A 21,499-nucleotide genomic window follows, 5' to 3' on the forward strand; every position below is an offset into this window, starting at 1 on the left:
ATATGTCTGAAACCATTCTCAAGGTGGCCAACGTTTCCAAGCGTTTTGGCGGCCTGCAAGCCCTCAGCGATGTGGGCATGGAAATCAAGCGCGGTCAGGTATATGGCCTGATCGGTCCCAACGGCGCCGGCAAAACCACCTTTTTCAACGTGCTCACCGGCCTGTACACGCCCGACAGCGGCACCTTTGAGCTGGCGGGCAAGCCCTACACGCCCTCGGCCGTGCACGAAGTCGCCAAAGCGGGTATCGCCCGCACCTTTCAGAATATCCGGCTGTTTGCCGAGATGACGGCGCTGGAAAACGTGATGGTGGGGCGGCACGTGCGCACCCATTCCGGGCTGATTGGTGCGGTGCTGCGCACACCGGGTTTCAAGCGCGAAGAGGCCGAGATCACCGCTCGCGCCCGCGAGTTGCTGGAATACGTGGGCATCAGCAAGTTTGCGGACTACAAGTCCCGCACACTGAGCTACGGCGACCAGCGCCGCCTGGAAATTGCGCGTGCGCTCGCCACCGACCCCCAGCTGATTGCGCTGGACGAACCGGCTGCCGGCATGAACGCAACAGAAAAAGTGATGTTGCGTGAACTGATCGACCGCATCCGCAACGACAACCGCACCATCTTGTTGATTGAGCACGATGTGAAGTTGGTCATGGGCCTGTGCGACCGCGTGACGGTACTGGACTACGGCAAACAGCTCTCGTCGGGCACGCCCGCTGAAGTGCAGAGCGATCCGAAAGTGATTGAAGCCTATCTGGGCACCGGTGGCGGGTGATCGCTCCCCCCGCGCCGCCTGCGGCGTCACCCCCCAGTGGGCAACATCTGCGGCCCGGCAAAGCCGGTTCCGCGATGTTCTGGGTTGAAGCATTTCGCGCCCGCTAAAGGAACACAAAAGGAATTACGACATGGCGAACACACTTCTCAAAGTCAGTGGCCTGAAGGTCGCTTACGGTGGCATCAAGGCGGTCAAGGGCATCGACCTGGAGGTGCGCGAGGGCGAACTGATTTCGCTCATCGGCTCCAACGGTGCCGGCAAAACCACCACCATGAAGGCGGTCACCGGTTCGCTGGCGTTTGAAGCCGGCGACATTGAGTACCTGGGCAAAAGTATCAAAGGCAAAGGCGCCTGGGATTTGGTGAAACAGGGCCTGGCCATGGTGCCGGAGGGCCGTGGCGTGTTCACCCGCATGACCATCACCGAAAACCTGCAAATGGGCGCCTACATTCGCACCGATAAAGCGGGTATTGCCAACGATATTGAGCGCATGTTTGGCATTTTTCCGCGTCTGCGTGAACGCAAAGACCAGCTCGCCGGCACCATGAGCGGTGGCGAACAGCAAATGCTGGCCATGGCGCGTGCGCTGATGAGTCAGCCCAAGGTGTTGTTGCTGGACGAGCCTTCCATGGGCCTGTCACCCATCATGGTGGACAAGATCTTTGAAGTGGTGCGCGACGTGTCAGCCCAGGGCGTGACGGTGCTGCTGGTGGAACAAAACGCCCAGCGCGCCTTGCAGATTGCCGACCGCGGCTACGTGATGGATTCGGGTGAGATCACCATGACAGGAGCGGGCAAAGATTTGCTGACCGACCCGAAGGTGAAAGAAGCTTATCTGGGGCATTGAACCCCGATCAGAGACAGAGAAGAGGCCCGCATCGCGGGCCTTTTTCTTGATTCAATGCGCCCTTCGGCGCTGTAGCAGCGCCAGTAACCACCTGCGCAGCACCGGGCTGGCGAGTGTGCTGGTGAGTACAAGCAGCGAGCCGAGCGCGCCGATCTGGAGCGCGGCAGACACGCGGTCTGGCGGCGGCGCCACCAGCAGCGGCCACAGGGCGCTGATGGCCACCACCGGCAGTGCAATGGGGGCGATGTCACGCGTGAGCCATTGCCGGTGCATGCCCGGCCAGTGGCGCTGGTGTATCACCGGCACCCACAAGAGCAGGTACAAGGCATTGCAGGCCATCCACACGGGCCCGGTGTGGTTGATACCATGGCGCGCAGCCCAGAACATGGCAGGGGCCAGGGCAGCCAGCAGCAACAACTGGCCCGCGACATGCAGGCCCATTTGTCCCCGGGCGTACAGCAGCAAATAGGGGCACATGGCGAACAGCAGGCAGGCGTTCCCGATGGCATAAAACGCCAGCACGGACTCGGCTGCCAGCGCCAGTTCGCGGTTGCCCGTGAGCAACCACAGTGTGGGACCCGCCAGCACCCACAGCACCCCGGCCACTGGCAGGCACACGACCGCCATGAGCTGCGTGCCCATGCGGTAGAGGCGGTGCACCTCGGTGACATTGCGGGCCGCCTGCAGCACGGACAGACGCGAGAGCAGCACGGTGTTGATGGGCGTGCTGGCCACGAACAACGAATTGGCCACCAGCACCGCGAGGCTGAAGTACCCGAACTGAGCCAGCGACAGCAGCAGCGAGAGGATCAGGCGGTCGACTTGAGTGACGGCGATCCAGAGCGCCGCCGTGGCGCCGGCCGCCGCAGCGAAACGCCAGAGCTCGCGCGTGATGGCAGAGGCAGGCGCAGTGCGCTTGTTTGAGGGCTTCTGAACTGCGGGCAGCACCGCAGCGAGCGACTGGCCGGCATGGCGCCGCATCACCAGCACTTCTAGCACGGCGACGCCCAGCTGGTAGGCAAAGAAGTGCAACGCATCGGTGCCCACGTACATGAACAACGGAATGACCACCAGGAAACGCAAGCTGGCAAAAACGATGTTGAGAACGCCGAGACGGACGAAGTCTTCGGTGCCGGTGAGCACGCTGCGGTAGGCCACGGTGACAAAACGCAGCATCAGCGAACCCGCCATGAGCTGCAGCGCCCAGCGGGTGGATGCCAAGTCCAGCGATTCGATCTTCAGCCATCGGTGCGTGATGAAGCCTGAGGCCAACACCACGGCCAGCAGGCCCGCTGCGCCCACGGCCACCAGCACCTGTTGCACCCGGCGCACGAGCCGCGCGAGCGCAGCCGGATCAAGGCCGCCCGCCCGGTGCCGTGCTGTTTCGCGGGCCAGCGTGGCACCGAGGCCAAGGTCGAGCAACATGAACCAGGTCTGCAGCACCCCGTAGAACGCGATCAGGCCGTAGGTTTCGGCGTCGACAAAGCGCACGTAGGCCACCAGCCCGAGCAGCCCTGCCAGGGCCACGTAGGCATGGCTGACGTAATTCACCAGGGTGTGCCGAGCCAGGGTCATGTTGGCATGTGCCCGATGGAATCGGCGGTCATCTCGGGCGGCTGCCGCTCAGAAAACGCAGGGCGCTGCTGAGGTGCCAGTACAGGTGCCGCAGGTTGCGTCGGCTGGCGTACTGGCCGTCGTGCACGATGCGGCAGGCCGGCTGAACCCGGCACGACAGGCCGGCCTGTCCCAGACGGCGGCACAGGTCAGCGTCCTCGTAATACATGAAATAGCGTTCATCAAAACCGCCCACCGCCTCAAATGCTGCGCGGGGAAACACCATGAACATGCCCGACACCCAGTCGACCACCGCAGGCGTCGTGAACACGGGGTAGTCGGCCTGGTGGCCACGGCGCAGCAGCTTGCGCACCAGATACGCGGCGTTGGGGAAGCGCCGCGCTATGGGCGCTGGCGCGCCGCTGGAGAAAAAGGCGCAGGGCGCGCACACGCCGGTAGCAGGCTGTTGCGCCAGGCTCAGCAATGCTTGCAGGTGACCATCGAGCAGGCGCACATCCGGGTTGACCACCGCAAAGCAATCACCCCGGGCGTGTAGAAAGGCCGCGTTGTGGTTCGCGCCAAAGCCTTTGGGCGTCGGGTTGCGGATCACCCGCACGCTTCGGCCGCTGCGCAACAGGGGCGCCAGAAAGCCTTCGTCTTCCGGAATGTTGAGGGTGATCAGCAACTCGAAGTCGACGTTCATCGGTTGCTGGAGATCTTGCAGCAGGTCGGCCACCAGCGCACCCTGGCCGTGGCTCACGATGGAGATGCTCAGCGGACAATTGGGTGCCACGCTCACGGCTGCGCTCCTGTCGACACCGGCTTGCGTGCCAGCATGAAATGGTCGCTGGCCGAACTGTCGCTTCGGACCAGTTCCAGTTGCAGGTGCCGGCACAAGGTGACCATGAGTTCGGGGTCGAACACATGGTGGTGCAGGCAACGGTTTTCGTGGTTTTTGAGGCTGCGCTCTCGGAAGGCCTCGGGCGAGGGCGAACCGGCGTCCCGCGAGCCGTCGTGTAAAGCCAAAATTTCGGGCAGGTGCGTAAGGTCGTCTTCGCCGACGCCGTGGCGGTGGTCTTCCAGCAGGTGCTCAAAGCGGGTCACCGGCCGGCGGTGGTCAAAATTCGATGCCTGGTTGGGCAGCACCAGCAACAGGTGGCCACCGGGGCGCACGATCCTCAGCCATTCTTCCAGCGCCTTGATCGGATTGGCCACGTGTTCCAGGCAGTTGGACGAGATCACGAAGTCGTAGCGTTCGTTGCCAAGCGCCGGCAGGCTCGACGCTTCGGCGATCCACTGTTTTCCCACCCGGTCCTTGCCATAACGGAAAGGCCGCGCTTCGGTGATGTGCCCTTCCCAGGTCGTCTGTTCTGAAAAGTTGACGCCGTCGAGACCTGCAAGCTCGGGGTAGAGCGGAATGAAAACCTGGAAGGCCAGGCTGGGCCCGCCAATTTCAATCCCGCACTGACCCTTGAGCGCCTGCACATAGTCGGCCGCGCGGGGCAGTTGGCGGCCCCGGTACTTCAGCCGCAGCAGAGGTTGCAGCCAGCTTCTTGGCAACAACTGCCGCACGGCGTATTTGATCCGGGTCTTCATCATGGCGGGTGCTTGGCGTGGTATGGCTGGTGGTCACGCAGCTTTGCGCGAGCGCATCAGGTACTGGCCGATCAGCAGGTTCTTGAAGAGGCCCAGCGACGCGGTGTTCAGCCCCTTGGACAGGGGCCCGAGCAGGCCGCTGCTCTGCTCGATGGCAAGGCTTTGGGTTTGCATGAGCGCCAGGGCCGATTCGCGCGTAAAGAACCGCAGGTGTGTGCGGTCCAGAATACCGCTGTCGGTGTAGCGGAACCGCCCCCGCACCAGCAGGTTGAACAGCACCTGCACATGGCGCACGTTGGGCACGCTGGTGATGAAGGCGCCGCCCGGCTTGAGCTTGGTGCTCAGGCGCTCCACGGTCGCCCAGGGGTCGACCAGGTGTTCCAGCACATCCAGGCACAGGATGCAGTCCACGGACAGGTCGGGTATGTCGTCGAGCGCAGCCTCCACGGGTTTTTCGATCACATGATCGAGCTTGTGGCGGGCCAGGGCGGCGGTGGCGGCAAACGGCTCGATACCGGTGACGCGTTCGCAAAGCCCGCGCTCTTTCAGCAGGGCGCCGGTATTGCCAGCCGAGCAGCCCACGTCGAGAACATGGGGGTAGCGCCGGTCCACCAGCGGCAGGATGTCGGCCCGTGTGGATGTGGCGTAAGTGTCATGGCCAGCGCCGAGGGGCGCGGTGTGGTCAGGCATGAAAGGGTCCGGTTCGTCGCAACAGACCATCGAGCAGGCCACGGTGAATCATGCGCCAGGAGGGCAGGCGTGGCTTGTCAAACAGCAGGTAAAAGCCGTACTTCAGCAACAGGCGCCAGCCATCGGCCAGCTTCCAGTTCAGGGGCAGGCCCGGCTGGCGGTACATCCAGACGGCATTGCGGAACATGTAGTAATGCCGCAGCGCCTGGCGGGTCGGGTAGTGGCGGCCGCGAAAGGCAATCGGCTGGTCGCCCAGGCTGTGGTGCATGTGGGCCGCACACACCCCGTAGCTGGCCAGGCCCATCGCCCCGGCGCGCAAGCCCCATTCGATGTCCACGTAGTCAATGAACAGCTCTTCGCGCATACCACCCACGGCATCAAGCACGGCCAGGGGCATGAGGCAGCCCGAGGCCACCAGGTAGTCCACAGCCACCACCGCGTCCGCTGTCGAGCAGGCCTGGCGTTGGTAGCGCAGGCCATTGATGCGGATGAACGGGGGCGGATTGTCGAGCCGGTCGTCGACGAAGCGGGGGCCGACCGATGCCACCCGTTCACCCTGCTGCGTGCGTTCAATCAGCACCTGCAACAGGCAGGCCACCATGTCGGGCGCGGGGCAGCTGTCCTGGTCGAACAGGATTGCGTGGCCGCAGCGTGCCCGGTCTGCCAGCGCAATGCCCACGTTCTGTGCGGCCGCAATGCCCAGGTTCTGCCCCAGCCGCCGCAGGCTGAGCCGGTGGCTGGACGCCAGGGGTGCGGCCCAGGTTTCCAGGTCGGCACGGGAACCGTTGTCCACCACCACGATCTGCTCGACTTGAGGCGCCAGCGCGTTGACCAGGCGTGTGAGCGCAGGCAGATCGGGCTGGTAGGTCACGACGATGGCACACACCCCGGCAGGGGGTGGGGCCATGAGGGATGGCGGACTATCCGGTGGCAGGTTGCTGGTGGCGCTCATGCGGGAAAAGCCGTGGGCGTGGGGGGCTTGTAGTCGGGCACATGGCGCCTCAGCACCCGCCGAACCTCGGCGCCCGGGGTGGTGTCGGACAGTTGGCGCAATTCGTTGAGCACCGGCTCCAGGTCGTTCCAGTTCAGCCAGGCTTCGTGCGCACGGCAGACCTTGGGATGCCGGGTGGGCTGGGCGTCGCTGCTGATGAGCAGTTCTTCAAACAGTTTCTCGCCAGGCCGCAGGCCGGTGAATGCCAGCTCGATGTCGCCTTCGGGATTGTCTGCATCCCGCACCGTGAAGCCCGAGAGATGGACCATGAGGCGTGCCAGGTCCTGAATGCGCACCGGGTCGCCCATGTCGAGCAGGTAGACAGGGCCTGGCTCGGCCGAGTCGGCCGACATGGCGGCGGCCTGAATCACCAGCTGGGCTGCTTCGGGAATGGTCATGAAGTAGCGCGTGATGTCGGGATGGGTCACCGTGACCGGCCCGCCATTCTGGATTTGCTGCCGGAACTTGGGGATCACGCTGCCCGAAGAGCCCAGCACGTTGCCAAAGCGAACCATGGAAAAGCGCGTGGGGGTGCCTGTGGACAGCCCTTCGCGAGCCAGTGCCTGCACCACCATTTCAGCCAGTCGTTTGGTGGCCCCCATCACGTTGGTGGGGCGCACGGCTTTGTCGGTGCTGATGAGCACCACGTCCTGAACCCCGGCACGCAAGGCGGCCCGGGCCACATTCAGCGTGCCCAGCACATTGTTGCGAATGGCGGCCACCGGGTTGTCTTCCACCAGGGGCACATGCTTGTACGCTGCCGCGTGGTACACGGTGTCGGGCCGGTGCGTCTGCATCAGCTCGGTCATGCGGTTTTCATCGCGCGCATCGGCGAGCAAGGGAGTCAGCTGCAGCGTGGTGGGTTTGTCGTCGGCGGCCTGCCGCAGGCCTTCCAGGTCTTCCACAACCGCGTACAGCGCATATTCGTTGAGTTCGACGAGCACCAGCTGCGCTGGGTGCTGCGCCACGATCTGGCGGCACAGTTCGCTGCCAATGGAGCCGCCCGCGCCGGTGACCATGACGGTCTTGCCGGTGATGTTGCGGGCCATCAGTTGGGCGTCTGGTGGCACCGGGTCGCGCCCCAGCAGGTCTTCCAGCGACACCTCGCGCAGCTGGTCGGCGTCTACCCGGCGGTGGGCCAGATCGGCCAGCCGGGGCAGGGTGCGCACCCCGACGCGGGCGCGGTTGAGCAGTTTCACGATCTCGGTACGGCGTGCCCGCGATACCGAGGGCAGCGCCAGCAGCACGTCGCGCACGCCGTGGATCTGCACCTGGGCTTCGATCGCCGCCGGGTTGTAGACCAGCTGGCCCATGATGCGCCCGCCCTGCAGGCTTGGGTTGTCGTCTAGAAAGCCCACCACGCGCATGCTGGTCCGGGCGAGCGATTCGGCGAGCTGGCGCCCGGTATCGCCCGCGCCGTAGATGAATACCGGCACGCGGGTGGCTGGCGAGCGCGCTGGTGCAGGCGTCTCGCTGAGCAGTTCACCCGCGAGGAAACGCGTGGCCCCCACGCACAGCAGCAGCAGCGCCGGCTGCAGCAGGCCGATGGTGCGCGGCACCAGCGGGAAACCGATCACCGTGAACAGCGTGGCGTAGAGCGCGGCGTAGATCGCGATGGCGCCCACCAGGGCACGCAGTGATTCGCGCCCGGCGAAGCGGAACACCGAGCTGTACAGGCCGAACGCCGCCAGCAGGGGCACCGCCAGCACAGGCGAGGCGCCCACCGCCAGCCACTGGTAGTCGTCCAGCGACACCCAGGCCTCGAACCGCAGGCAGATCGACAGCCATGCGGTGATCATGCACAGGCACACATCCAGCGCCACCACCAGCAGGCGTTTGGCGGTGCGCGGCAAGGTCACCAGGCTTTGCGTCGCAGCCTGGCGGGTGGGGGACGGCAGGGCGTCTTCTTTCATGGGTTGGAGTGTACGTTTGGTGTACAGCCTGGGGCGCCGGGGCTCACCGCAAGGGGGCTCAAGACTCGATCGGTGGTGCGAAGTTGCCGCCAGAGCGACGCTTCAATGCGACACGCCCGAGCCTCGCCACACCTGTGCTGCGGTGAGCCAGAGAATCCGCAGGTCGAACCAGAGCGACTGGCGCTGTCGGTATTCGGCATCCAGTTTCACTTTGTCGGGAATGGGCAGTTCGTCGCGCCCGTTCACCTGCGCCCAGCCCGTCAGGCCCGGGCGCAGCGTGTGCACCTGGGCCTCGGTGCGCAGTGCGATCAGGTCGTGCTGGTTGAACAGGGCGGGCCTGGGGCCTACAAAGCTCATGTCACCCTTGAAGATGTTCCACAGCTGAGGCAGTTCGTCCAGGCTGCTTCTGCGCAAAAAATGTCCGATGGGTGTGAGGTATTGGCGGGGGTTTTCAAGCAGGTGGGTGGCGACCGCGGGTGTGTCGGTCCGCATGCTGCGGAACTTGGGCATTCGAAAAATCCGGTTGTCTCGTCCCACCCGGTCAGACCAATAGAGGGCGGGTCCGGGTGCGGTCAACTTGACCAGCAGCGCGACCAGGGCCATGGGAATGGCCAGCAGGAACAAGGCTGCGCAGGCCAGCAACAGATCCATCGCTCTTTTCATGCTCGTTCCGTCGATTCCAGCGCTGCATGGTGTGCTGCGCGGTGTGACTTGTACGCCTGAGCGGTGCGTTGAAGCTCTTCCTCCAGGCTCATCGGTGGTGTCCAGTGCAGCCATTGGCGATTTTTTTCGATATCCACAGCCAGGTCGGCGCAGAGCCGTTGCGCCAGAGCACCTTGCCCTATCCAGCGCAAACTGTTTTCAAGCCATGGTTGCGGGATGGGCACCAGACGCGCTGGGCGCCCAAGGGCTTGGCCAATGGCGCGCAGCAAATGGGTTGTAGAAACGTCTGCGCCGTCGCTGACCAGAAACGTCTGGTTGCCTGCGGCGGGGTGTCTTGCACACAGCTCCAGAAAGTGGGTCAGATTGCTCAGCCCCACCAGGCTGCGGCGGTTGTTGATGGCACCCAGGGGCAATGGAATGCCGCGGTCAACCCAGGCCATCATGCGCAAAAAATTGGCTTTCACACCAGGCCCGTACACCAGGGGCGGCCGCACGATCACGACCTCCAGGCCCGTCTGCCTGGCGACCTGTCGCAGACCGTCCTCGGCTTCCTGTTTGCTGATGGCGTAAGCGTCTGTGGCGCAGGCGGGGTCATCGGCCTGAAAGGCGTGCCCTGGCGCAGTCCACTCGCCATGGACCTTGATGGAGCTGAGAAAAACGAACCGCTTCACGCCACATTGCGCGGCCATGGTGGCCAACTGCACGGTCAGGTCGGTGTTGGTACGGCGGTAGGCGGCCAACGGCGATAGGTCTTGGTCGTTGAGCCTGTGCACGCGTGCAGCGGTATGCACGATCGCATCACACCCGCGCATGGCCGCCCTGAGAGCGCTGCTATCGCTCAGGTCGGACTGCAGCTGTTGCAGCAACGGCTGCCCCGCAGATGAGGCGGGCGCCGAGCGCTGTTGCGCGACCACTTCGTGTCCGGCTGCCAAAAAAGAGGCGCTTGCGCTGCGGCCAACGAATCCGTTGGCGCCTGTGATCAAGATGCGCATGGCAGAGTGGATCGGTTCGGCTGTTCCAGTGCAACCCCTTGTGGGCTGATGGCCTGGCGTGTGAAGGGTGTGAAAGATCCGGCAGGCACTCGCCGGGGTGGGTGGCCGCGGCACTTTGCTTGCGATTTTTGCTTGCGAGGGCTGGCCGGCGCTCACTATAAGTGAGTCTGTGCGCCCGTTTCGTGAAACATGCCCCGGTGGTTCAAACCCTGGGTGTTGGGTGTGACGTATGTTGTGTGGCTCCCTCCTTTCAAAAAGAGGGCATTGCCAAGCCAGACAACTAAAATGTGAAGTTTTGCGTGAAGCCTGCCCGGGTGCCCCTGGGTACCGCAGGCGCGCCCCGATCTGCCCGCTGGGCTACCCACCTGCTCTTTTTATGTCCCAAGCCACACCCAACAGCCCTGCCGCCGACACCCCTGTGACCGGTGCCCACCCCGCGTTTGATGACAACCAGTTGATCGTCGAGCGCCGCGAAAAGCTCAAGGCCATGCGCGAGGCGCAGCAGCAAGGCAAGGGCGTGGCATTTCCGAACGACTTCAAGCCGTCGGACAAAGCCGCCGAGCTGTTTGCCCTGCACAGCGAAGCCACCAAGGAAGGCCTGGAGGCCAACCCCTCGCGCGCCAGTGTGGCCGGTCGCATGATGCTCAAGCGGGTGATGGGCAAGGCCAGTTTTGCCACACTGCAAGATGCGTCGTTTGGCCCGTCGGGTGGTCGCATCCAGATCTACCTGAACAACGACAGCGTGGGCGAAGAGCTGCACAACGCGTTCAAGCACTGGGACCTGGGCGACATCGTGGCCGCTGAAGGCGTGCTGTTCAAAACCCGCACCGGCGAGCTGACCATCCACGCTGACAAGATCCGCCTGATCACCAAGAGCCTGCGCCCGCTGCCCGACAAGTTTCACGGTATTCACGACCAGGAAATCAAGTACCGCCAGCGCTATGTGGACCTGATGACCGACGAGAGCGCCCGCAAGCGTTTCATCACGCGCAGCCAGGCCCTGTCCAGCATCCGCGAATACATGGTCAGCCACGGCTTTCTGGAAGTGGAAACGCCGATGCTGCACCCCATTCCCGGCGGTGCCAACGCCAAGCCGTTCAAGACGCACCACAACGCGCTCGACCAGGAAATGTTTTTGCGCATCGCGCCTGAGCTGTACCTGAAGCGCCTGCTGGTGGGCGGTTTTGACCGCGTGTTCGAGATCAACCGCAACTTCCGCAACGAAGGCATCAGCGTTCGCCACAACCCCGAGTTCACCATGATGGAGTTCTACGCGGCGTATTGGAACTACCACGACCTGATGGACTTCAACGAGCAGCTGATCCGCCACGTGGTGCAGCAGGTGCACGGCGACACGCCGCTGACCTACAACGGCAAGCCGGTGGACGTGTACTCGCCGTTCGAGCGCCTGACGATCCGCGAAGCGATCTTGAAATACACCGAGGCGGGCGAGGGCGTGGACAGCGCCGAGTGGCTGATACCGGCGCTGCGCAAGCTGGGCATGACCGAAGCCAAGCACCAGCTCAGCACGCGCAGCCTGGCCAGTTTGCAGGTGCTGTACTTTGAAGAGACGGTGGAAGAGAAGCTCTGGAACCCGACCTTCATCATGGAGCACCCCACCGAAATCTCGCCGTTGGCGCGCGCCAACGACGACCGTCCCGAAGTGACTGAGCGCTTTGAGCTTTACATCACCGGGCGCGAGTTTGGCAACGCGTTTTCTGAGCTGAACGACGCCGAAGACCAGGCCGCGCGCTTTCACGCCCAGGTGTCGGCCAAGGACGGCGGCGACGAAGAGGCCATGTATTACGACGCCGACTTCATTCGTGCGCTGGAATACGGCATGCCCCCGGCCGGCGGCTGCGGCATTGGCATTGACCGTTTGATGATGCTGCTGACCGACAGCCCCAGCATCCGCGACGTGATTTTGTTTCCGGCGCTCAGAAGAGAGTCGTGATCAAAAATTCAGCGTCTGGATGCTCTTGCGCTTGTCGTTGCGCAGTTCGTCCAGGCTGTTGCGCAGCCAGTCCAGGTGGGCTTGTGCGTCTTGTTGCAGGTCTTGGCCCTCTGCCGGCAGCAGGGCCAGCACCACTTTAAAACGCAGGGTGGCGCCCACGGGCAACTGCGACGACGGGCGCAGACCGCCCGCCACGATGCTGGTGGCGGCTGCCACCGCTTGCGCGGCCCGCACAGGGCCTTCCATCAACAGCATGAAGCTGCGGTTGTCCACCCGGGCAGCGGTGTCCACGTCGCGCGCCACCGAGCGCAGCAGCGAGCCGGTGAGCACCAGGGCGCGGTCGGCCACTTCCCGGCCGTGTTCTTGTTCAAATCCGGTGTGGTTGTCCAGGTCGATCAGCAGCAGCGCCGTTTGGTGCTTGTAGCGCTGGGCCCGCACCAGGCTGTCGTGCAGGCGCAGCATGCCGTTGTGGCGGTTGGTCAGGCCGGTGAGCGGCTCGGTCAGCGCAAGGGCCTTGGCGCGGGTCTGTGCCTCGTGTTGCATGGACGACCGTTGCAGCAAGCCATAGATCAGCAGCGGCGCTTCAATGGCGGCGGCGATCACCATGCCGTATTGCGACAGGAAGCCCGACGACATCAGGCCGAAATTGCGCAAGATCGGCACTGTGCCGGCCACCAGCACCGGCAAAATGCCCAGTGCAATCCAGCGCACCCAGCGGTCGCCCGTGCGCCAGGCGGTCCAGAGCATGGCGTACACCAACACCATGGTCAGCGCGCCGGTGGCGGTAATGGCTTGCAGCGTCCAGGCGGAGGGCCTGACCACATCCCAAGCCGTCAGCAACACCAGCAGGCCCGCCAGGGTAAGGGAAAGCCGGTCAAGGCCTTGCCCGATGCGCCGGGGCTGCACCACATGGCGCACAAACAGCAAGCCCACCACCGCCACCAGGGGCAGCAGCACAAATTCGGCCATGCCGTTCCAGTGGGCGGAATGGGGCCACAGAAACTGTCCGCCCACCCCCAGCGAAGCAGCCAGCGCCAGGCCCAGCACCGAAATGTAGACCGCGTAGCTGCCAAAACTCAGGTCGCGAAACACCAGGGAATTGGCCACCGCCACCACTGTCAGCAAAAAAGCCATGCCGAAATAGGCACCCAGCATGAACTGCTGTTGAATGCGCATTTCGCGCAGCGCGCTGTGGCGGTGCACAAACAGCTCGCCCGAGAACGGCACCCGGGCATGTTGAATGCGCACCCAGTAGGTCACGGGGGCATCGGCCCGCGTATCGAGTGCAAACACCGGGTAGCGGTCGGGCGAAGCCCAGTCGCGCACGGCCATGCTGTCGCCCGCGTGCTGCGCGTGCCAGCTGCCGTCGGGGTGCTGGTAATACAAGCTGATCAGGTCTGTGCCCGAATGCGTCAGCTCCAGTTCCCAGTGCGAACCGGTGTCTTGCACCCAGGCGTCAAACCGCACCCAGAGCGCCGCTTGTGGGCCGATGAGCAAGCGGTGCTTGGGGCTGCGCACCGCAAACGGCAGGCTCGCCTGGCTTTGGGCCACCTCGGGTGCGGTCAGCTGGCCGCTGGGGTCCACCCAGAAGAGGCTACGCTGCGCCAGTGGCACACTTTTTTGCGCGCTGTCCAGCACCACCGTGGGCAGCGTCAGGCTGCTGGGCGCGCTGGTGGCCTGCGCATGGGGCGTGCCCAAAGCCATCAGCCCAACCCATACCAACAAGCTGAGAAGCTGGCCCCAGTGCCGCCGCATGGCCCTGAAGCTGGTGGGTGGGGAGCTGAGAAAGATAGGCATCAGCCATTTTGGCTTGCACGGGCCTCCGTTCCTCGGACAAAACCGACGGTTCAGCGCCTGAGTGGCGGAGTGGCTGAGTCTGGCCAATACAGCAAAAAGCCCCGGCGAATCCATCCGCCGGGGCTTTTGAGTTTGAGCGCCTCAGAGGCGTCAGGCGAACTCGGCCAATGCCTTGCGCATTTTCTTCATGGCCGCCACCTCAATCTGGCGCACCCGCTCGGCGCTCACGCCGTATTCGGCCGCCAGCTCGTGCAGCGTCATGCCGCCTGAGCCGTCGTCGTTCACCTTGAGCCAGCGCTCGGTCACGATGCGGCGTGAGCGTTCGTCCAGCTCGCTCATGGCGTGCGCCACGCCTTCGGTGGCCAGGGCGTCGCGCTCGGCCGACTCCAGCACCGCCGTGGGCTCGTGGGTGGCATCAGCCAGGTAGGCAATGGGGCCGAAGCTGTCTTCGCCGTCGTCGCTCGGGCCGGGGTCCAGCACCACGTCGCCACCCGACAGGCGGGTTTCCATCTCGCGCACTTCTTCCGGCTTCACCTTCAGTTCACGCGCCATCACGCCCACCTCGGTGTCCGACAGCACATCGCGGTGCGTGTCACCGTCCAGCGCATCGGCACGAAAGCCCTGCTTGCGCGAGCGCAGGTTAAAAAACAGCTTGCGCTGCGCCTTGGTGGTGGCCAGCTTCACCATGCGCCAGTTTTTCAGGATGTATTCGTGGATCTCGGCCTTGATCCAGTGCATGGCGTAGCTCACCAGGCGCACGCCCTGGTCGGGGTCGAAGCGTTTCACGGCCTTCATCAGACCCACGTTGCCTTCCTGGATCAGGTCGCCGTGCGGCAGGCCATAGCCCAAGTACTGGCGGGCAATCGACACCACCAGCCGCAGGTGCGACATCACCAGCTGGCCCGCAGCGTCCAAGTCGTTGTGGTCGCGCAGGCGCCGGGCGGCGCCCTGTTCCTCTTCCAGCGTCAGCAGCGGCATGCGGTTGACCGCAGAAATATAGGCATCCAAGTTGCCCAGCGGCGGCATCGTGAGCGAGCGGCTGGCCCAAGGGCTGGCCACGGCCAGGGTGGCGGTGGGCAAGGCGGCGGGAGCAAGTGATACGGACATGTGAAGAACCCTCCTCAGGTTGGCTTTCATAAATATTAGCACTCTCTATGAGTGAGTGCTAATTGAATAGTTCCATGGGCTTGATATGGCTGGGCTTTGCGCGGGTGTCGATGCGGCGTGCACGGCGCCGGGCTTTACTGGACAGCTTCAATGCTTTCATATACTGTACGCATAAACAGTATTTAACGTCAACATGCAACCCGCCACCGTCCCTTTGGCCTCGCCGGTCCACAACGCGCCCCACCCGGTGCCAGCCCCGGGTGCGCTCGCCAGCGGCCTGCCTGCTGCTGTGGCCGCAGCGCTGTGGCGCGGTGACCAGTTGGGCGCGCCTGTGGCCGCCACCCTGTCCAGCGGCTTTGCTGCGCTGGACGCGGTGTTGCCCGGCGGTGGCTGGCCCTGCCATACCGTCACCGAAATTCTGGCGCCGCAAAGCGGCATGCTGGAATGGCGGCTGCTGGGGCCGCTGCTGCGTCAGGTGTGCGCCGCTGGGCGCAGTGTGGTGCTGGTGGGCCCGCCGCGTCCGCCGCACCCGCCCGGTTTGCGCTGGGAAGGCATCAGCGAGCGCCAGCTGGTCTGGGTGCAAACCGAGACGCCGGCCGAGCGCCTGTGGGCCACCGAGCAGCTGGTCAGGGCCAACGCCTTCGGTGCCGTCATTGCTTGGCTGCCGCAGGTGCGGGCCGAGCAGGTGCGCCGCTTGCAGGTGCTGGCGGCGGGCTGTGCCGGCCCAGTGTTTCTGTGCCGGTCTGCCTCGGCGGCACAAGAGTCGTCGGCCGCGCCGCTGCGCCTGCTGGCCCGCGTGGGGCCTGACTGGGCCTTGCGGGTCGAGGTGTTCAAGCGCAAAGGCCCGCCACTGGGCAGCACGCTGCATTTGCCGTCTGTGCCCGGTGGCCTGCAGACCATTTTGACGCCGCGCCTGAAACAGCCCAGCGCGTTGCTGCCCAGCGACCAGCCCCGGGACGCTGCGCCTACCCCCACCCCAAAGGTCGACCATGTTGTGGTCAGCGCTCCGGCTCCCAGCGCCCGACGACACCGCCTTGCCCACTGACGCGGCGCTGCAGACGCTGGCACTCTGGGCGCTTCAATTCACGCCCCGCGTTGCTGTCGCTGACGAAGCCGTGGTCATGGAGCTGGCGGCGAGCGTGCGCCTGTTTGGGGGCCAGCGCGCGCTGCGCGAGCGCGTGCAAGCCGAAGGCGCCGAACTGGGTGTGGGCCAGCTGGCCTGGGCGCCCAACAGCCTGGCCGCGCTGGCGCTGGCACGCGCCGGGGTTGAAAACGGCCTGCAACAGCCGCTGGACGCCCTGCTGGACGCCCTGCCCATGGACACGCTCAGTGCCGTGCGCCCGCACCGCCTCACGCTGTCGCACATCGGCTGCAGCACCCTGGGCGACGTGCGGCGGCTGCCGCGCGGCGGTGTGGCCCGCCGGTTTGACAAACAGTTGCTCGCCGCGCTCGACCGGGCTTACGGCAGAGCGCCTGAAGTGCATGCCTGGATCGAGCTGCCCGAGCACTTTGCGCAGCGCCTGGAGCTGATGTTTCGGGTGGACGACGCGCCGGCCCTGCTGTTTGGCGCGCGCCGCCTGCTGCTTTCGCTGTGCGGCTGGCTGGCCGCGCGCCACAGCGGCACCACCGCCTTCACCCTCCGCTGGGCGCACGACGCCATGCGCGCCAAGTCCGCAGGCGAGGGCGGCAGCATCACCATACGCACCGCCGAGCCCACACGCCAGCTTGATCACCTCTGCCGCCTGCTCGCCGAACACCTGGCCCGGGTGGAGCTGCTGGCCCCGGTGGGCGACTTGGAACTGGTGGCCGACGCCGTGGTGCCGCTGGAAGAAAAAAGCGCTTCGTGGCTGCCCGACGAAGCCGAAGGCCGCGAGCCGCTGCACCTGGTGCTGGAACGCCTGGCCGCTCGCCTGGGGCCGCAGCGCGTGCTGCGCCCGGTGCTGTGTGAAGACCATCGCCCCGAATGGATGTGCCGCTGGCAAACGGCACCCGAACCCTTGCCCCGCAAGCCCGTGGCGGGCAACGGGCTGCCGCAGCCCGGCTTCATCTTGGCGGCGCCGATCAAGCTGCTGGTGCGCGCCCACCGGCCTTATTACCAGGGTGAACTTCAATTGCTCGCCGGCCCGCAGCGGGTCGAGGGCGGCTGGTGGGACCGCGACGAGTCCGTGGGGCAGATACGCAACGTGGTGCGCGACTACTGGGTGGCGCAGTCGGCACACGCGGGGGTGTTGTGGGTGTTTCAGACGCGGTTGGACGAGGCGCCAGCGTGGTTTCTCCATGGAGTATTCGCTTGATTGACTCCCCCCCGCCGCGCTGCGCGCGACCCCCTCAAGGGGGCGGCACTGGCCGTCCGGCAAAGCCGGCCCGACGGCGCCCTGGGGGGCTTCCCCTCTGCTCGGTACGCATCCCTCCCCGTGGTGCGCTTGCCCCCATCCCAACCTTCCCCCAGAGGGGGAAGGAGCAAGGCATTGAAGCCCATCCTCGCCCGGAGCACATGACTGACCCCTTCCCCCTCTGGGGGAAGGCAGGGATGGGGGCCCGCCTGCGAGGGTGCCCACCATGACGCCACAACCCGCTGGCATTCCCGCCTACGCCGAGCTGCTGTGCCTGTCCAACTTCAGTTTCCTGCGCGGTGCCAGCCGGCCCGAAGAGCTGGTGGAGCGTGCCCAGGCGCTGGGATACACCGCGCTGGCGCTCACCGACGAGTGCTCGCTCGCTGGCATCGTGCGCGCCCACGTGGCGGCCAAAGCGCATGGCCTGAAGCTGCTGGTGGGCAGCCAGTTTCAGGTGGTGTGTGACGCGCCGTTCACCCTCGTCGTGCTCGCCACCAACCTCAACGGCTACGGCAACTTGTGCGAATTCATCACCCGCCTGCGCCGCACGGCGCCCAAGGGCACCTACCGCCTCACGCTGAACGCCATCAGCGCCGACGCACTGACCGACTGCCTGGTGATTGCCGTACCACAGCGCGGCAGCACGCAGGATCAGATTGACGCTGTGGCGCGCTGGCTGTTGCAGCATTTCGTGGGCCGCTGCTGGCTCGGCGTGGAGCAGCTGCGCCTGATAGACGACGAAATGCGCCTGCACCGGCTGCGCCAGAGCAGCGAGCTCACCGCCGTGCCGCTGGTGGCCGTGGGCGACGTGCACATGCACCTGCGCTCGCGCAAGGCGCTGCAAGACGTGCTGACCGCCACCCGCCTCGGCCAGCCGCTCACCGCCTGCGGCCAAGCGCTCGCGCCCAATGCCGAGCAACGCCTGCGCTCGCGCCTGGCGCTGGCGCAGTGTTACCCCGAGCCCTTGCTGGCCGAGACACTGAAGGTCGCCGAGCGCTGCCACTTTTCGCTCGACGAACTGGCCTACCAATACCCCAGCGAAGTGGTGCCGCCGGGCGAAACGCCGGCCAGCTACCTGCGCCGCCTGGCCTACGAGGGCATGGGCCGGCGCTGGCCCGCGGGTGCGTCAGACCAGGTGCAGCAGCAGGTCGAGCACGAGCTGACGCTCATTGGTGAGCTGGGTTACGAGCACTACTTTCTCACCGTCTACGACATCGTGGCCTTTGCCCGCTCGCAACACATCTTGTGCCAGGGCCGTGGCTCGGCGGCCAACAGCGCCGTGTGCTACTGCCTGGGCATCACCGAAGTGGACCCGGCGCGCACCGCAGTGCTGTTTGAGCGCTTCATTTCCAAAGAGCGCAACGAGCCGCCTGACATCGATGTGGACTTTGAACACGAGCGGCGCGAAGAAGTGATCCAGTACCTTTACGCCAAATACGGCCGCGAACGCGCCGCGCTCACCGCCACCGTCATCAGCTACCGCCCGCGCAGCGCCCTGCGCGACGTGGGCAAAGCGCTGGGCTTTGCCGAAGCCACCCTGGACAAGCTCGCGCGCGAGCTCTACTGGCGCGACGGGCGCCAGGCCATCGAGCCCGAGCGCCTGCGCGAAGTGGGCCTTGACCCCGACAGCCTGGCCGTGCGCCAGCTGCTCGTGCTCACCGGTCAGATCATGGGTTTTCCGCGCCATCTGTCGCAGCACACCGGCGGCTTTGTACTCACACAGATGCCGCTCTCGCGCATGGTGCCGATTGAAAACGCCAGCATGGTTGACCGTACCGTCATCGAGTGGGACAAGGACGACCTCGACGCCATGGGCCTCTTGAAAGTGGACGTGCTCGCGCTCGGCATGCTCACCGCCATCCGCAAGTCGCTCGACTTCATCGGCCAGCGCAAGGGCCATGTGTTTCAGATGCAGGACATCCCCGCCGAAGACCCAGGCACCTACGACATGATCTGCGCCGCCGACACCGTGGGCGTGTTCCAGATCGAGAGCCGCGCGCAAATGAGCATGCTGCCGCGCTTGCGCCCGCGCTGCTTTTACGACCTGGTGATTGAAGTGGCGCTGGTGCGGCCAGGCCCCATTCAGGGCGGCGCGGTGCACCCCTACCTGAACCGCCGCCAGGGCAAAGAACCCATCGACTACCCCAAAGGTCTGGACGCCGCCCTCCACCGCACGCTGGGCATCCCTGTGTTTCAAGAGCAGTGCATGCAGATCGCCATCATTGCCGCCGGCTTCACGCCCGGCGAAGCCGACGGCCTGCGCCGCGCCATGGCCGCCTGGAAGCGCAAGGGCGGCCTGGGCCAATATGAGGACCGCCTGCTCAGCGGCATGGCCGAGCGCGGCTACGAGCCCGACTTTGCGCAGCGCGTGGTCGAGCAAATCAAAGGCTTCTCCAGCTACGGCTTTCCCGAAAGCCACGCCGCCAGCTTTGCGCTGCTGGTGTACGCCAGCTGCTGGATCAAGCACCACCACCCAGCCGAGTTTCTGGCCGCCATGCTCAACAGCCAGCCGCTCGGCTTCTACACCCCCAGCCAGCTCGTGCAAGACGCGGTGCGCCACGGTGTCGAGGTGCGCGCGGTGGATGTGATGGAAAGCGGCTGGGACTGCACGCTGGAAGCCTCACCCGTTCGTCCTGAGCCTGCCCTTCGACAAGCTCAGGACGATCGGAATTCAGGGCTTCGACAAGCTCAGCCCGAACGGCTCACCCTGCCCGCCGTGCGCCTGGGCCTGTGTAGGGTCAGCGGCCTCTCGCGCAGCGAAGCGCAACGCATCGTTGCAGCCCGCGAAGACGCAGCGTTCACCGACGCCGAAGACTTGGCCCGCCGCGCCCAGCTAGACAAGCAGACCCTGCAGCAACTCGCGGCCGCCGACGCCTTGATGAGCCTCAGCGGCCACCGCCGCCAGCAAGTCTGGGACGCCGCCGCCCTCAAAGCCCCGCCCGCGCTTTTGAAAGAAGCACCGGTGGATGAAGATGCGCTGGACCTGCTCGAAGCGCCCGAAGGTGAAGCCATTGTGTGGGACTACGCCAGCCTGGGCCTCACCTTGCGCAGCCACCCGCTGGCCCTGCTGCGCGATCGCCTGCAAGCGCGCCGCTTCATGACCGCAGCCGCCTTGAAAGACGCCCCCGACGGCCGCCTCGTGCGCGCCTGCGGCATCGTCACCGGTCGCCAGCAACCCGGCACCGCCAACGGCGTGGTCTTCGTGTCGCTGGAAGATGAAACCGGTGTGGTGCAAGTCATCGTCTGGAAAGCCCTGCGCGAACGCCAGCGCAATGCCCTCACACGTTCAAGGCTCATGGCCGTGCACGGTGTGTGGCAGCGCGAGGGCGAGGTCTGCAACCTCATCGCCGGCCACCTGGAAGACCTCACGCCGATGCTGGGCCGGCTGGCCACGGAGAGCCGGGATTTTCACTGAACTGGTTTGCTGGCTCCCAAGCTTTCAGATGTGAAAGCCTTTGTGTCCGATGAGTTGTCACTAAACCGCTGGGAAATGCTCAGAGTCTTCCCTTTGACTAGAAACGAAACGACTTCATCTGAACCGCTGTTTCGCCACCGCCCGTTTCCACTGGCCCAGACGATCCGATCACCTTCAAGCATGCATCGATAGTCCCAATGGCTGCCGTCTGCAGGTCGGACATACGACAGAGATGTCACCTTCTCGGAGAATTTTTCCGCTCGAATGATTGACGGTGATTGGCTCATGATCGTGGCAATTGCCGCAGTGCAAATTGCCTCTTGATTGAAGTCACCATGATTCGTCTTTCTGGTACAGCCGGCAATGACCAAAACAGAAAAAGCAAGTAGTGCAAATCGCTGTAAATGCATCCCCTGATCCTCCTTGAAATTTGTATTCGAATCTAGCGTAAATCCGTAAGCAACTCCGGGTGCCGGTCCAGCACCCACTGCAACTTCACCAGCGGCAGCGGCGGCTTGGTCTTGCCGTTTTCGTAGCGGGAAAATGCGTTCACCCCACCACCGAATATCTCGGCCGCTTCGCGCTAGTCCAGCGCCAGCTTCTTGCGCACGTTGACGATGAAGGCCGGGTCCACGATGGTGGCGTTCACTTATTTGTTGAAGTCCAGCATGGCCGCGCTCACGAGGCAGCGACCCCGGCGCCCAGCACCGCTTCGCTGCAAGCGGAGCAGCAGTCGCCAGGCACGGCCGGTATGGCGGTGGTCTCGCCTTTGTAGGTGCAGGGCATGTCGCGGGTGTCGTGCACCAGCTTGGCCGCGCCGCAGGATGGGCATTTCATGACGAGAGATCCTTTCGTTCAGCCTAAGCTTCCTGGT

At 64.9% G+C, this 21,499-nt stretch carries 17 protein-coding genes and 1 pseudogene; 6 read left to right on the forward strand and 12 right to left on the reverse strand.

Annotated elements, in window-relative coordinates:
* Window positions 1-2: 2 nt before the first annotated feature.
* Together AC0GNR_RS05100 and AC0GNR_RS05105 are read left to right on the forward strand one after the other, a co-directional pair.
* Entirely contained in the window at window positions 3-773 is a 771-nt protein-coding gene (locus tag AC0GNR_RS05100; RefSeq protein WP_472899923.1) for an ABC transporter ATP-binding protein, read from the forward strand.
* Between the two features lie 130 nt (window positions 774-903).
* On the forward strand, window positions 904-1,620 hold the full coding sequence (locus tag AC0GNR_RS05105) for an ABC transporter ATP-binding protein (RefSeq protein WP_472899924.1): 717 nt from the start codon (window positions 904-906) through the stop codon (window positions 1,618-1,620).
* Between the two features lie 51 nt (window positions 1,621-1,671).
* Here the strand turns inward: AC0GNR_RS05105 and AC0GNR_RS05110 are convergent, their stop codons facing one another.
* From AC0GNR_RS05110 to AC0GNR_RS05145, 8 genes are all read right to left on the reverse strand, one after another.
* Window positions 1,672-3,195, reverse strand: a complete 1,524-nt coding sequence (locus AC0GNR_RS05110; RefSeq protein WP_472899925.1) for an oligosaccharide flippase family protein — start codon at window positions 3,193-3,195, stop codon at window positions 1,672-1,674.
* Window positions 3,196-3,223: 28 nt separating this feature from the next.
* On the reverse strand, window positions 3,224-3,973 hold the full coding sequence (locus tag AC0GNR_RS05115; RefSeq protein ID WP_472899926.1) for a glycosyltransferase family 2 protein: 750 nt from the start codon (window positions 3,971-3,973) through the stop codon (window positions 3,224-3,226).
* Complete coding sequence (locus AC0GNR_RS05120) at window positions 3,970-4,773, reverse strand: methyltransferase domain-containing protein (RefSeq protein ID WP_472899927.1); 804 nt, start codon at window positions 4,771-4,773, stop codon at window positions 3,970-3,972. Before AC0GNR_RS05120 ends, AC0GNR_RS05115 begins: the two co-directional genes overlap by 4 nt.
* A gap of 30 nt (window positions 4,774-4,803) precedes the next feature.
* On the reverse strand, window positions 4,804-5,460 hold the full coding sequence (locus AC0GNR_RS05125; protein WP_472899928.1) for a class I SAM-dependent methyltransferase: 657 nt from the start codon (window positions 5,458-5,460) through the stop codon (window positions 4,804-4,806).
* Window positions 5,453-6,367, reverse strand: a complete 915-nt coding sequence (locus AC0GNR_RS05130; RefSeq protein ID WP_472899929.1) for a glycosyltransferase family 2 protein — start codon at window positions 6,365-6,367, stop codon at window positions 5,453-5,455. Before AC0GNR_RS05130 ends, AC0GNR_RS05125 begins: the two co-directional genes overlap by 8 nt.
* A gap of 41 nt (window positions 6,368-6,408) precedes the next feature.
* Window positions 6,409-8,364, reverse strand: a complete 1,956-nt coding sequence (locus AC0GNR_RS05135) for a polysaccharide biosynthesis protein (RefSeq protein WP_472899930.1) — start codon at window positions 8,362-8,364, stop codon at window positions 6,409-6,411.
* 102 nt (window positions 8,365-8,466) lie between these two features.
* A complete protein-coding gene (locus AC0GNR_RS05140) occupies window positions 8,467-9,027 on the reverse strand; it encodes a sugar transferase (protein WP_472899931.1) in 561 nt (186 codons plus the stop codon).
* Window positions 9,024-10,019, reverse strand: coding sequence for a UDP-glucose 4-epimerase family protein (locus AC0GNR_RS05145; protein WP_472899932.1), 996 nt, complete (start codon window positions 10,017-10,019; stop codon window positions 9,024-9,026). Before AC0GNR_RS05145 ends, AC0GNR_RS05140 begins: the two co-directional genes overlap by 4 nt.
* A gap of 376 nt (window positions 10,020-10,395) precedes the next feature.
* Between AC0GNR_RS05145 and lysS the strand changes: the two genes are divergently transcribed.
* Window positions 10,396-11,973, forward strand: a complete 1,578-nt coding sequence (lysS, locus tag AC0GNR_RS05150; protein WP_472899933.1) for a lysine--tRNA ligase — start codon at window positions 10,396-10,398, stop codon at window positions 11,971-11,973.
* On the opposite strand, the gene AC0GNR_RS05155 is transcribed toward lysS, so the two are convergent.
* Together AC0GNR_RS05155 and rpoH are read right to left on the reverse strand one after the other, a co-directional pair.
* A complete protein-coding gene (locus AC0GNR_RS05155; RefSeq protein WP_472899934.1) occupies window positions 11,974-13,677 on the reverse strand; it encodes a sensor domain-containing diguanylate cyclase in 1,704 nt (567 codons plus the stop codon). It abuts the gene before it with no gap.
* Between the two features lie 243 nt (window positions 13,678-13,920).
* Window positions 13,921-14,877, reverse strand: coding sequence for an RNA polymerase sigma factor RpoH (gene rpoH, locus AC0GNR_RS05160; RefSeq protein WP_472899935.1), 957 nt, complete (start codon window positions 14,875-14,877; stop codon window positions 13,921-13,923).
* 193 nt (window positions 14,878-15,070) lie between these two features.
* Between rpoH and imuA the strand changes: the two genes are divergently transcribed.
* The 3 genes from imuA to AC0GNR_RS05175 all read left to right on the forward strand — a co-directional run bounded on the left by imuA (window position 15,071) and on the right by AC0GNR_RS05175 (window position 20,625).
* Complete coding sequence (gene imuA, locus AC0GNR_RS05165; protein ID WP_472899936.1) at window positions 15,071-15,922, forward strand: translesion DNA synthesis-associated protein ImuA; 852 nt, start codon at window positions 15,071-15,073, stop codon at window positions 15,920-15,922.
* Window positions 15,867-17,171: a Y-family DNA polymerase gene (locus tag AC0GNR_RS05170; RefSeq protein ID WP_472899937.1), complete on the forward strand. Its 1,305-nt coding sequence runs from the start codon at window positions 15,867-15,869 to the stop codon at window positions 17,169-17,171. Before imuA ends, AC0GNR_RS05170 begins: the two co-directional genes overlap by 56 nt.
* 265 nt (window positions 17,172-17,436) lie before the next feature.
* Window positions 17,437-20,625 carry an error-prone DNA polymerase gene (locus AC0GNR_RS05175; protein ID WP_472899938.1) on the forward strand — a complete coding sequence of 1,063 codons (3,189 nt, stop codon included), beginning with the start codon at window positions 17,437-17,439 and terminating at the stop codon, window positions 20,623-20,625.
* On the opposite strand, the gene AC0GNR_RS05180 is transcribed toward AC0GNR_RS05175, so the two are convergent.
* Entirely contained in the window at window positions 20,619-21,035 is a 417-nt protein-coding gene (locus AC0GNR_RS05180) for a hypothetical protein (protein ID WP_472899939.1), read from the reverse strand. The two genes, AC0GNR_RS05175 and AC0GNR_RS05180, sit on opposite strands and share 7 nt — an antisense overlap.
* A gap of 32 nt (window positions 21,036-21,067) precedes the next feature.
* Window positions 21,068-21,462, reverse strand: a pseudogene (locus tag AC0GNR_RS05185) (type II TA system antitoxin MqsA family protein).
* Window positions 21,463-21,499 lie beyond the last annotated feature (37 nt).

This window comes from Hydrogenophaga sp. LT287, from assembly GCF_055702805.1.